Source organism: Pseudomonas phoenicis (genome assembly GCF_047302395.1).
In the GTDB taxonomy this organism is placed as follows: Bacteria; Pseudomonadota; Gammaproteobacteria; order Pseudomonadales; family Pseudomonadaceae; genus Aquipseudomonas.
This window is the reverse complement of record NZ_CP154852.1, coordinates 1,445,176-1,457,141: the sequence shown is the minus strand read 5'-3', so window position 1 is coordinate 1,457,141 and position 11,966 is coordinate 1,445,176. Positions and strand designations below refer to the sequence as shown.

Genomic DNA, 11,966 nt, shown 5'->3' with positions numbered 1-11,966 from the left:
CCAAATTAACACTGTTTCGGCTTAACTGACCGGCACTACGACCCGTATCGGCTCCCGTCGTTTTCAGCCTTTGCCTTTGGTGCGGGTCTGGTTGGGCCCGCCGTTCTTTTCCAGGTGCTCGATGATCATGCCGGCCACGTCCTTGCTGGTGGTGACCTCGATACCTTCCAGGCCGGGCGAAGAGTTGACCTCCATCACCAACGGACCATGGTTGGAGCGCAGGATGTCGACCCCGGCCACGCTCAAGCCCATGACCTTGGCCGCGCGAATGGCCGTCATGCGCTCTTCGGGGGTGATCTTGATCAGGCTGGCCACACCGCCGCGGTGCAGGTTCGAGCGAAACTCCCCGGGCTTGGCCTGACGCTTCATCGAGGCGATGACCTTGTCGCCCACCACGAAGCAGCGGATGTCGGCGCCACCGGCTTCCTTGATGTACTCCTGGACCATGATGTTCTGCTTCAAGCCCATGAAGGCTTCGATCACCGATTCGGCAGCCTTGGTGGTTTCGCACAGCACCACACCGATGCCCTGGGTGCCCTCGAGCACCTTGATCACCAGCGGCGCGCCGTTGACCATCTGGATCAGGTCGGGAATGTCGTCGGGCGAGTGGGCGAAGCCTGTGACCGGCAGACCGATGCCGCGGCGCGACAGCAGTTGCAGCGAACGCAGCTTGTCGCGCGAGCGGGCGATGGCCACCGATTCGTTCAGCGGATAGACCCCCATCATCTCGAACTGGCGCAATACCGCGCAGCCGTAGAACGTCACCGACGCGCCGATGCGCGGGATGACCGCATCGAAGCCTTCCAGGGGCTTGCCCCGGTAGTGGATCTGCGGTTTATGGCTGGCGATGTTCATATACGCACGGAGCGTATCGATGACCACCATCTCATGGCCACGCTGGGTGCCAGCCTCGACCAGACGGCGGGTGGAATACAGACGCGGATTGCGCGAAAGCACGGCGATCTTCATGCGACACCTGTGGCGGGGAAAGTAGCGGCCGGATAGGCCGGTTTGTCCTGAACGTATTTCAATCCTGGGTTCACTACCAATTGACCGTGCACGAGGGCTTTCGAGCCAATCAAAAGTCGATATCGCATACTTTTGCGGCAGGTGAGGGTGAACTCCACTTCCCATAGCCGATCGCCCAGGGCCAGGGAGGTGCGAATGACGTAGCGCGTTTGCGTGTGGCCGTTGGAGCTTCTGACCCGTTTGATCGACACCAGCGGTGCTTCGCACGGGTGATGCCGCTGGCGTTCCAGGGTGCCCAGATGGGCGATGAAACGCACCCATGGCTGGCCGTCGCGCTCGAACGGCTCGATCTCGGTGGCATGCAGGCTGGAAGTGCTGGCGCCGGTGTCGATCTTGGCCCGCAGGCCGGCGACGCCCAGGCCCGGCAAGGCGACCCACTCGCGCAGGCCGATCACACTCAGATGGTCAAATGTCTTCACGAAGCACGCCCTGCGGATAAGGTGCTGCACTGTAAGCACCGTACGGACTTTTTGCATCCGCAAGTGAAGGTAGTACAGTTCTTCGAACCAAAGAGTTAGAGGGAAAAAGATGACGAACAAGGCCGAAGACGACGACAAAGTTCGCCTCGACAAATGGCTCTGGGCCGCACGTTTCTACAAAACCCGCGCCTTGGCCAAGGCCGCCATCGAAAGCGGCAAGGTGCACTGCCGTGGCGAGCGCTGCAAACCGGGCAAGGAACCGCGTGTTGGCGATCAGTTCGTGTTGCGCATGGGCTTCGACGAAAAGACCGTAGTGGTCAAGGCGCTGTCGGCGGTGCGCCGTGGCGCGCCCGAGGCGCAAACGCTGTACGAGGAAACCGAAGAGAGCATCCGCCAGCGCGAAAAGGCCGCCGAACTGCGCAAGGCAGGCGCCGTGGGCATGACCACCGACGGGCGGCCGAACAAGAAACAGCGGCGGCAGATCCACCAACTGCACGGCCATTTCGACTGACGCGACTGGCAGTGGCGAGCCAAGCGGGACGGCGATGCCGCAGCGCCCCGCCTGCGAGCCTCAGACGCGGTTGACGATGCTCATGCCCCTGATCAGCGGCAGTTTCTGCAAGCCGCGGAACAGCGGCGCCGTCCAGCGCACCAGGGCCGCGCTGGCCCTTGCGGCGAGCGGGGTGAAGCAGCTCCAGCCCAGGGCCAGTACGGCCATCAACAGACCGCCGATGTAGTCGTCCTGGCCCCAGTGGGCACCGGCGACCAGGCGCGGCATCATGAACAGCAGCGCCAAGGCCCAGATCGCCACATGGTGCAGCGAACGGCGGGCGAACAGGCTCATGAACAGTGCCCAGATCAGCAGCACCGAGGCGTGGTCGCCGGGGAAGCTCTTGCTCGACCGGTCCTTGAGCTCCCAGGATTTTTCCAGGTTCGGGTAGTAGTCGCTCAGGTGCACGGCGCTGTCGAACTGCATCGACGGGCTCTCGTGTTGCCAACCCATGGCGTCGACCCACTTGGAAAACAGCGCACGAATCACCACTAACAGGAGCAGGGTGACCAGAAAGCCGAAGAAGGCTTCGCGTACCTGGAAAGCCCTGAACACCCAATCACCGCGGATCAGCAGCGCCAGCATGATCAGGCCCACGACGATGTCGAAGGGGCGCAGGCTGCCTACGGTCCAGATCAGGCGCCAGGTAGTGTTGTCCGCCAACGGTGCGTTGAGCGTGTGGAACAGCCACTCGTCGAAAGTCAGGCAAAGGATCTGGCCAAACGGCCACAACCAGAAACACAGTAAGGCAATGGGCAGCGCGGTGCAGGCTGCCAATGGGCCCCAACGCCACCTGGCTTGGAACAGTGGTTGATTGTCCATAAGATACCTTCTAATCAGCAGCAAAAAATGAGAGCGCTTGTGACAGCGCTCGGTGGCGGGATTTCCTCCGCTTCACAATATTTTGACATTATTTTCAGATAGCCGAACTGCGGAATTTATGAGCGATATGCCTGACACCGATTTCACCCAGCGTTTCCTTTTCGACGACCGCGACATTCGCGGCGAATGGGTATCGCTCGACGACAGCTACGCCCAGGTGCTGGCCCGTCATGCCTATCCTGCGCCGGTCGCAGCCTTGCTCGGCGAACTGATGGCGGCCACGGCCCTGCTGATCGGCGCCTTGAAGTTCGACGGCCTGTTGATCCTGCAAGCGCGCTCTTCAGGCCCGATTCCGCTGCTGATGGTCGAGTGCTCGAGCGCGCACGAGATCCGCGGGGTCGCCCGCTACGAAGCCGAGCAGATCCCGGCGCAGGCGTCCCTGGCCGAGCTGATGCCCGACGGGCACCTGACGCTGACCATCGACCCGATCAAGGGCCAGCGCTATCAGGGCACGGTCGACCTCGACGGCGCCGACATCGCCGAATGCTTCACCAACTACTTCCTGCAGTCGCAGCAGCTCAACACCCGCTTCTGGCTCGACGCCAGCCAGGGCAAGGCCCGTGGCTTGTTGCTGCAGCAACTGCCGATGGATCGTCAGCCCGATGACGAAGAGCGCGAGGAAAGCTGGCAGCACGCTCTGGCCCTGGCCAGCACGCTCAAGGCCGAGGAATGGGCCGAGAGCAACGAAACCTTGCTGCACCGCCTCTTCCACGAAGATGCCGTGCGCCTGTTCGACGGTCAGCCGTTGCGCTTCCATTGCAGCTGCTCGCGCGAACGTTCCGGCAATGCATTGGCGAGCCTGGGCGAAGCCGACGCCTTGGCCTTGGCGCAGGAGTGCGGTGGGCAGGTGGAGGTCGATTGCCAGTTCTGCAACGAGCGTTACGTCTTCGACATCAGCGACGTGGAGCAGCTGTTCCACGGTGGCGGCACCGAGACCCCCTCAGAAACTCGCCACTGAAACGTTTAAGCCCGAGACATTCTCCTGTCGAATTGCGCTAAACCCCCGTTCTGACAGGAGGGGTCTACTTTTTTTGGGCGTTTCTGGCATAATCCGGCCACTTTTTTCCACTGTAGTAGTTATTTACAGACGACTACAAAAACGTTCGGAGCACTCGGCCTCGGGCCGGATGAGGAAGCCTCATGACGCAAGCCAACAACACCGTGCACACCGACCTGAGCGTCGATGACCTGGTAAAAGAAGCGCTGTCCCGCGGTGAAGGCGTGCTGGCCGATACAGGCGCGCTGGTTGTGGAAACCGGCCACCGTACTGGCCGCTCGCCGGCTGACCGTTTCATCGTCGAAGAGCCCTCCACGCAAGAAGCCATTGCCTGGGGCCCGATCAACCGCAAGTTCCCGGCCGACAAGTTCGATGCCCTGTGGGACCGCGTGCAGGCCTTCAACGATGCCCAGGACCACTTCGTTTCCTACGTCCACGTAGGGGCCTCCGCCGAGCACTACCTGCCGGTCAAGATGACCACGCAAACCGCCTGGCAGAACCTGTTCGGCCGTTGCCTGTTCATCAACCCGCAGCAGTACAACCCGGCGGGCCGCGACGAATGGCAAGTGCTCAACGTCGCCAACTTCGAGTGCGTGCCCGAGCGTGACGGCACCAACTCCGACGGTTGCGTGATCATCAACTTCGCGCAGAAAAAAGTCCTCATCGCCGGCATGCGCTACGCCGGTGAAATGAAGAAAGCCATGTTCTCGGTGCAGAACTTCCTGCTGCCGGCCGCCGACGTGCTGCCCATGCACTGCGCCGCCAACATCGGCGAAGACGGCGACGTGACGCTGTTCTTCGGCCTGTCGGGCACCGGCAAGACCACACTGTCGGCTGACGAAAGTCGTTACCTGATCGGTGACGACGAGCACGGCTGGGGCGAGGGCGTGGTGTTCAACATGGAAGGCGGTTGCTATGCCAAGTGCATCGACCTGTCCGAGCAGAACGAGCCGGTCATCTGGAAAGCCATCAAGCATGGCGCGGTACTGGAAAACGTCATCATCGACGAGGCCAAGCACGCCGACTACACCGACGTCAGCCTGACCCAGAACAGCCGCGCGGCCTACCCGCTGGAACACGTCGCCAAGCGTTCGGAACAGAACCTGGGCGGCGAACCCAACGCCGTGATCTTCCTGACCTGCGACCTGACTGGCGTACTGCCGCCCGTGTCGATCCTCAACAACGAACAGGCGGCCTACCACTTCCTCTCCGGCTACACCGCACTGGTCGGTTCCACCGAAATGGGTTCGGGCAGCGGCATCAAGTCGACCTTCTCCACCTGCTTCGGCGCACCGTTCTTCCCGCGTCCGGCAGGCGAGTACGCCGAGCTGCTGATCAAGCGCATCAACGGCTTCGGTTCGAAGGTCTACCTGGTCAACACCGGCTGGACTGGCGGCGGCTATGGCGTGGGCAAGCGTTTCAACATCCCGACCACCCGCGCCGTGATCGCTGCGATCCAGAGCGGTGCGTTGATCGGTGCCGAAACCGAGCACGTCGCCACCATCAACCTCGACGTGCCGAAAGCCGTTCCGGGCGTCGATACCGAGCTGCTCAACCCACGCAACACCTGGGCTGACCAAGCGGCCTACGACGAGGCCGCCAAAGGCCTGGCCAAGCTGTTCGTCGAGAACTTCAAGAAGTTCGACGTCTCCGACGCCATCGTCGCGGCAGGCCCTCAGCTGTAAGGCGCGTCAGCGCTGGAAGAGAGCCGTCCCTCGAGGCGATGCCAGTCGGTTGAGCCGAAGTGATGTTCATTGGGGCCGCCCTGCGGCCTATCGCGGCTGAAGCCGCTCCTACAGGAAACACTTACCCTGTAGGAGCGGCTTCAGCCGCGATAGGCCGCAGGGCGGCCCTAGTCGTTCAAATACATAGCATCCCGCCCTTCGAGGTAGCTTCTTCATATCCAGCCCAAACCTCCCAATTGACGACGAACATTCTCAAATAGATATTCTGGTTATTAATAAATAGCCCATTATTCCTTTAAGTATATAAAAGCAGCTTTATACTCCCCCGAAATCGCCACATTCCAGGGAGTCTCCCCATGCGCAACGAAACGATCCGCTACTTGATCGTGCCGGGCTGGCAAGGATCGCCAGACGACCATTGGCAGAGCCACTGGCAGCGCACTTTGCCCAACAGCAACCGAGTCGAGCAGGCCGATTGGGTCACGCCGCAACGCGACGATTGGGTCGCCGCGCTGGAGCAGGCCATCCTCGCCGATGCTTCGCCGGTGATTCTGGTGGCCCACAGCCTGGGCTGCGTCACCGTGGCCCATTGGACCGCCCAAGCCGATGCCCGGCTGCTGCAACAGGTGCGTGGCGCCTTGCTGGTGGCGCCGGCCGACGTCGAGCGCGACGGTTGCGCGCCGGCATTGCGCAATTTCGCGCCGATTCCGTTGCAGCGCCTGCCGTTCGCCACCCAGGTGGTGAGCGCCGACAACGACGCGGCGGTCAGCGTGCCACGCGCCGTGTTTCTGGCCCAGGCTTGGGGCGCCGAGATGGGGCTGTTACCCGGCGCCGGGCACATCAACGTCAAGTCCGGCCACGAGCGCTGGGAGCAGGGCTTCGCCTTTCTTTACCGTCTTCAGGGCCGCGCCGAGCAACGCCTGTTGCGCCGCGCCTGAACGACGCCGCCATCTTCCGCATCGCCGCAGGCGCCGTGTACGGAGCGTCTGCCTGGAGCACCTCCATGAGCCTGCAACATACGTTCGGCCAGCCGCTGCTGACCTTTCCCGAACTCGACAAGAGCCCGCTGAGCATCCGCGCCAAGGCGCTGGTGTTCGTCGATGCCCGCTCCCAGCAGCTGCGTGAGCAGCTCGAGCGTCTGGCGCCGCTGCCCGTGCCGGTGCTGATCCGTGGCGAGACCGGCACCGGCAAGGAGCTGCTGGCAAGGCACGTGCATCGGGCCAGCGATCGCAGCGGGCTGTTCGTGTCGGTCAACTGCGCTGCGATCAGCCCCACCTATGCCGATGCCGAGCTGTTCGGCTACCGCGCCGGTAGCCAGGGTGGCACCGCCAGTGGACGTGCCGGCTGGTTCGGCTCGGCCAACGGCGGCACCCTGTACCTGGACGAAATCGCCGACCTGCCCCTGGCCATACAGGGCAAGCTGCTGGCCGCCCTGGAAAACCGTGAGGTGACCCGGGTCGGTGCGCAGCAGCCACAAGCGGTCGACGTACGCCTGGTGGCGGCTTCTAGCATCGAACTGGCCGGCGCCGTGCGCGCCGGCCGTTTCAACGAAGGCCTGTACCGGTATCTGCACGAAGGCGAGCTGGTCTTGCCGGCCCTGCGCGAGCGAGTGGGCGACATTCTGCCGCTGGCCGAGTATTTCGTCGGCATCTATAGCGCGCGGCTGGACCGGCCCTTGCCGCTGCTCAGCGAAGCGGCGCAACTGGCACTCGAAGCCCACGACTGGCCCGGCAACACCCGCGAGCTGGAAAACGTCATCCATTTCGCTTTGCTGACCAGCAGCGACGATGAAATCCAAGCTCAGGACCTGGGTCTGACCCGGCACGATCCGATCACGGCGTTGGCCACGAATGCCGCGCAAATCGCGCGCAGCCGTGAGCCACAGACGCTGGCACGTCTACGCGAAACCCTGGCCCAGGCCCTGGCGGCGCTGGGCTGAGGCAGCGGCCGAGTGCTCTAGCGCTTGGGTATGTGAAAGCGGTTATAAAGCTGTGCTTTTTTGGCATAAAAGGCTGGTTGAAATAGATTGTGAAGGCATAAGTAATCCCGGTATCTTCCGCTTCACGCCGCCCGCAGCTTCGGGTCGGTATCTGACTCCGCCATCGTCGATGGTCATCGATCGTTTAAGGAACACTATGAACAAGACCCTGTTGACCACGGCCCTGGCCGCTGCTCTGTCGTTCGCCGGCCTTGCCAGTGCCGCCGAGAAACTGGTGGTCGCCGCCACGCCGATCCCGCATGCCGAGATCCTCGAACTGATCAAGCCGACCCTGGCCAAAGAGGGTGTGGACCTGGAGATCAAGGTCTTCACCGACTACGTCCAGCCCAACGTGCAGGTCGACCAGAAGCGCCTGGATGCCAACTACTTCCAGACGCTGCCGTACCTCAAGAGCTTCAACGAAGGCAAAGGCACGCACCTGGAAACCGTGGTCGGCGTACACGTCGAACCCTTCGGCGGCTACTCGAAAAAGGTCAAGAGCCTGGACGAGCTGAAGCAGGGCGCTACCGTCGCCATCCCCAACGAGGGCAGCAACAGCGGTCGCGCCCTGTTGCTGTTGCAGAAGGCCGGCCTGATCACCCTGAAAGACCCGACCAACGCTCTGGCGACGCCCAAAGACATCGCCGAGAACAAGAAGGGCCTCAAGTTCCGCGAACTGGAATCGGCCATGCTGCCGCGCGTGCTGGACCAGGTCGATTTGGACATGATCAACACCAACTACGCGCTGGAAGCGGGTCTGAACCCGGCCAAGGACGCCTTGGTCATCGAAGGCAGCGACTCGCCTTACGTCAACTTCCTGGTGGCGCGCCCCGACAACAAGGACAGCGACGCCATCCAGAAACTGGCCAAGGCATTGACCAGCCCGGAAGTGAAGGCTTTCATCGAGAAGAAATATCAAGGCGCGGTATTGCCGGCATTCTGATTCGCCGGTTCGAACCTGCCTGTGGACAACGCCGACGCTTTTGCGTCGGCGTTTTCGTTTGTGGCGGTTCGAGCGGCTTGAAAGCGGGGTAGAGCCATGCACTTGGAGGTGTGAGCTCAAGGCGAAAGAGGGTGTGGTGATACTTGGGGCTGCCAAGCAGCCTTGATTGCTCAGCTGGCCGGCATCAGACGTGGAAAGGCAATTTCAATAGCGAGATCCAGGCGATATGGATATGCGATAAAGGTATTTATAAAAAAATTCTTATGCCTTTAGAGTCTACTCCACGGTGCCCATCGGCCCGCTCCCACGATTACTCGCGATGCCGAGCCACCTTCGCGCCGCTTCTGGAATACCTGCCATGCCGTACCCCATCCAACGTGTGTCGAGACGCCTGCCATGACGTTCGATACCGCCTTCGTGCTCAGCACCTTGCCAGCCTTCTTCAGCGCCGTCGGTGTCACCTTGCAGGTAGGGCTCATCGCCATCTGCACCTCGTTGCTGGTGGCTGTGCTCAACGCGGCGATCCTGGTCCTGCGTACGCCGTACCTGGGACGTCTGGTCAAAGGCTACGTGGAGCTGGCGCGTAACACGCCGCTGCTCATCCAGCTGTTCTTCGTCTACTTCGCCTTGCCCAGCCTGGGCGTGAAGGTGTCGGGCTTCACTGCGGCGATCATCACCATGACCTTCATGGGCGGCGCCTACCTCACCGAGGTGCTGCGCGCCGGGGTCGAGGCGGTGCCGCGCGCGCAGCTCGAATCCGGCCGTTCGATCGGCCTGTCCGAAGGCCAGCTGCTGCGCCACGTGATCCTGCCGCAGGCGGGCATTCTGAGCCTGCCGGCGTTGTTCGCCAACTTCGTCTTCCTGCTCAAGGAAACCACCGTGGTCTCGGCGGTGGCGGTGCCGGAAATCCTCTACACGACCAAGAACTACATCGCCCTGTACTACAAGACCTACGAAATGCTCACAGTGCTGACGCTGCTGTGCCTGCTGCTGTTCCTGCCCCTGTCGCTGCTGCTGCGCCATGTCGAAAGGAGGTTGCAACATGGCCAGTTCGGCAGTTGAGTTGCTGTTGGTGTCCCTGCCGCAACTGGCCAGGGGCGCGGCGCAGACCTTGGCCATCTCGGCCCTGGGCATCGTCTTCGCGACCTTGGGCGGCGTGCTGTACGGCGTGCTGGCGACACTGGGCAGGCGCTGGCTGAACATCGTCTTGCAGGTGTATCTGGAGCTGTTTCGCGCCATTCCGGTGCTGGTCTGGCTGTACCTGGTGTTCTTCGGCTTGCCGATCTTCTTCGCCTTGAGCATTCCGAGCTTCTGGTGCGCAGTGCTGGTGCTGGGGTTGTGGGGCGCCAGCGAAATCGGCGAGGTGGTGCGCGGCGCGCTGACCTCGCTGCCGCGCGGCCAGCGCGAGGCGGGTTTGTCCATCGGGCTGTCGGGGCCACAGCTGTACGCTTTCGTGCTGCTGCCCCAGGCGCTCAAGCGCATGACCCCGCCGACCATCAACATCTACACGCGCATCGTCAAGACCAGTTCCCTGGCCGTGCTGATCGGCGTGGTCGAGGTCATCAAGGCCGGCCAGCAGATCATCGAGCGTACCTACGAATCGGTGCTGATCTACGGCGTGCTGTTTCTGTTCTTCTTCTTCGTCTGCTATCCGCTTTCCGCCGCCTCGCGCGCGTTGGAACGGCGCTGGGCCCACGCATGAGCGCATTGATCGAATTCCAGGGTTTCAACAAGTTCTTCGGCGAGCACCAGGTGCTCAAGGATGTCGACCTGCAGGTGCAGGCCGGCGAGGTGGTGGTGATTCTGGGCCCCAGCGGCTGTGGCAAGAGCACCTTGCTGCGTTGCCTCAATGGCCTGGAGCAGGCCCACAGCGGCAGCCTGCGCCTCGACGGCCAGGAGCTGCTGCGCCCCGGCACCGATTGGCGTCAGGTGCGCCAGCGGGTGGGCATGGTGTTCCAGAGCTATCACCTGTTCGGCCACATGAGCGTGATCGACAACCTGTTGCTCGGCCCGCTCAAGGTACAGCGGCGTCCGCGTGCCGAGGCCCTGGCGCAGGCCGAAGCGCTGCTGGCCCGGGTCGGCCTGCTGGACAAACGCGACGCCTTTCCCCGGCAACTGTCGGGCGGCCAGCAGCAGCGCATCGCCATCGTCCGCTCGCTGTGCATGAACCCGCAGGTGATGTTGTTCGACGAGGTCACCGCCGCCCTGGACCCGGAAATGGTCAAGGAAGTGCTGCAGGTGATCCAGGGCCTGGCCCGCGACGGCATGACCCTGCTCATCGTCACCCACGAAATGGCCTTCGCCCGTGCGATGGCCGACCGCATTCTGTTCATGGAGGCCGGCAGGATCCTTGAACACAGCGACCCCGAGAGCTTCTTCAGCCAACCGCGAACCGCACGCGCGCAGCAGTTCCTGGACAAATTCTCCTTTGTCGAAAGCCTGCCGAAGACACCACACAAGGAACTGTCATGAAAACTGCCCCCTTCAGCAAACTGCTGCTCTCGCTGCTCGGCCTGGCCCTGCTGGCCGGCTGCGACAAACCGGCGTCAAGCGATACTGCGGCTGCGGCCAAGCCGGCTGCCTCGACCAGCTACCTGGAGACCATCAAGGCCCGCGACAAGCTGATCGTCGGTGTCTTCACCGACAAACCGCCGTTCGGCTTCGTCGACGAGAAGGGCCGTTACGTAGGCTTCGACACCGACATCGGCCGGCGTCTGGCCAAGGACCTGCTCGGCGACGAGAACAAGGTCGAGTTCGTGGCCGTGGAACCGGCCAGCCGCATCCCGTTCCTGCAAAGCGACAAAGTCGATCTGATCCTGGCCAACATGACCGTCACCCCGGAGCGCAAGGAAGCGGTGGACTTCACCAACCCCAACCTGCGCGTGGCGGTGCAGGCCCTGGTCGCCGACGGCAGCCCGGTGAAATCCCTGGACGACCTGGCCGACAAGACCACCATCGTCACCACCGGCACCACGGCCGATATCTGGCTGACCAAGCACCATCCCGACTGGAAACTGCTCAAGTTCGAAAAGAACAGCGAGTCGCTGCAAGCGCTGGCCAACGGCCGTGGCGATGCCTATGCCCAGGACAACCTGATCCTGTTCAGCTGGGCCAAGCAGAACCCAGGGTATCGCGTGCTGCCGCAGTTGCTGGGCGACGAAGCGCCGATCGCGCCGGCGGTCAAGAAGGGCAATACGGAGCTGCGTGATTGGGTGAATGCCGAGCTGGCCAAGCTGGGCGAGGAGAAGTTTCTGCTCAAGCTGTACGACCAGTATGTGCGCAAGGAGTTGAGCGACGATACCAAGCCGGAAAGCGTGATCGTCGAAGGGGGTAAGTGGCAGGGGTGATAGCGGCTGAAGGATAGTGCGCTGCGGCGGTTGGGCCGGCTGCGCCGGCCATCGCGGCTGAAGCCGCTCCTACAGTACTGTCACACCGGCCCGCACAACCACAGTGAGATCGGCCGGTTCGGCGCTCCGGTTTAGC

13 protein-coding genes are annotated in these 11,966 nt (G+C 62.6%); 10 read left to right on the top strand and 3 right to left on the bottom strand.

The features are described 5' to 3' along the window. Positions 1-63 precede the first annotated feature (63 nt). On the bottom strand, positions 64-969 hold the full coding sequence (rimK, locus tag AA0Z93_RS06595; protein ID WP_296266703.1) for a 30S ribosomal protein S6--L-glutamate ligase: 906 nt from the start codon (positions 967-969) through the stop codon (positions 64-66). Beyond that, a complete protein-coding gene (locus AA0Z93_RS06590; protein WP_413048334.1) occupies positions 966-1,448 on the bottom strand; it encodes an ATP-dependent zinc protease in 483 nt (160 codons plus the stop codon). Before AA0Z93_RS06590 ends, rimK begins: the two co-directional genes overlap by 4 nt. A gap of 109 nt (positions 1,449-1,557) precedes the next feature. Here AA0Z93_RS06590 and AA0Z93_RS06585 point away from each other — a divergent pair, with 109 nt between their 5' ends. Beyond that, positions 1,558-1,959: an RNA-binding S4 domain-containing protein gene (locus AA0Z93_RS06585; protein ID WP_413045858.1), complete on the top strand. Its 402-nt coding sequence runs from the start codon at positions 1,558-1,560 to the stop codon at positions 1,957-1,959. A 60-nt stretch (positions 1,960-2,019) separates the two neighbouring features. On the opposite strand, the gene AA0Z93_RS06580 is transcribed toward AA0Z93_RS06585, so the two are convergent. Next, positions 2,020-2,820: a phosphatase PAP2 family protein gene (locus AA0Z93_RS06580; protein ID WP_413045859.1), complete on the bottom strand. Its 801-nt coding sequence runs from the start codon at positions 2,818-2,820 to the stop codon at positions 2,020-2,022. A gap of 118 nt (positions 2,821-2,938) precedes the next feature. On the opposite strand from AA0Z93_RS06580, the gene hslO reads away from it, so the two are divergent. The 9 genes from hslO to AA0Z93_RS06535 all read left to right on the top strand — a co-directional run bounded on the left by hslO (position 2,939) and on the right by AA0Z93_RS06535 (position 11,830). After that, the gene (hslO, locus tag AA0Z93_RS06575; protein WP_413045860.1) at positions 2,939-3,838 is read left to right on the top strand and encodes an Hsp33 family molecular chaperone HslO; all 900 of its coding nucleotides are present in this window, start codon (positions 2,939-2,941) and stop codon (positions 3,836-3,838) included. Between the two features lie 182 nt (positions 3,839-4,020). After that, positions 4,021-5,562 (top strand): phosphoenolpyruvate carboxykinase, encoded by a 1,542-nt coding sequence (locus AA0Z93_RS06570; RefSeq protein ID WP_413045861.1) that lies wholly within the window; start codon positions 4,021-4,023, stop codon positions 5,560-5,562. A 356-nt stretch (positions 5,563-5,918) separates the two neighbouring features. Continuing rightward, a complete protein-coding gene (locus AA0Z93_RS06565) occupies positions 5,919-6,500 on the top strand; it encodes an alpha/beta hydrolase (RefSeq protein ID WP_413045862.1) in 582 nt (193 codons plus the stop codon). A gap of 65 nt (positions 6,501-6,565) precedes the next feature. Continuing rightward, positions 6,566-7,501 (top strand): sigma 54-interacting transcriptional regulator, encoded by a 936-nt coding sequence (locus AA0Z93_RS06560; RefSeq protein ID WP_413045863.1) that lies wholly within the window; start codon positions 6,566-6,568, stop codon positions 7,499-7,501. Positions 7,502-7,697: 196 nt separating this feature from the next. Beyond that, complete coding sequence (locus AA0Z93_RS06555) at positions 7,698-8,483, top strand: MetQ/NlpA family ABC transporter substrate-binding protein (RefSeq protein WP_413045864.1); 786 nt, start codon at positions 7,698-7,700, stop codon at positions 8,481-8,483. Between the two features lie 396 nt (positions 8,484-8,879). Beyond that, a complete protein-coding gene (locus AA0Z93_RS06550; RefSeq protein WP_413045865.1) occupies positions 8,880-9,545 on the top strand; it encodes an amino acid ABC transporter permease in 666 nt (221 codons plus the stop codon). Continuing rightward, positions 9,526-10,185, top strand: coding sequence for an amino acid ABC transporter permease (locus AA0Z93_RS06545; protein WP_413045866.1), 660 nt, complete (start codon positions 9,526-9,528; stop codon positions 10,183-10,185). The genes AA0Z93_RS06550 and AA0Z93_RS06545 overlap by 20 nt, the downstream gene beginning before the upstream one ends. Then, complete coding sequence (locus tag AA0Z93_RS06540; protein WP_413045867.1) at positions 10,182-10,955, top strand: amino acid ABC transporter ATP-binding protein; 774 nt, start codon at positions 10,182-10,184, stop codon at positions 10,953-10,955. Before AA0Z93_RS06545 ends, AA0Z93_RS06540 begins: the two co-directional genes overlap by 4 nt. Then, a complete protein-coding gene (locus AA0Z93_RS06535) occupies positions 10,952-11,830 on the top strand; it encodes a transporter substrate-binding domain-containing protein (protein ID WP_413045868.1) in 879 nt (292 codons plus the stop codon). The genes AA0Z93_RS06540 and AA0Z93_RS06535 overlap by 4 nt, the downstream gene beginning before the upstream one ends. Positions 11,831-11,966: the final 136 nt, after the last annotated feature.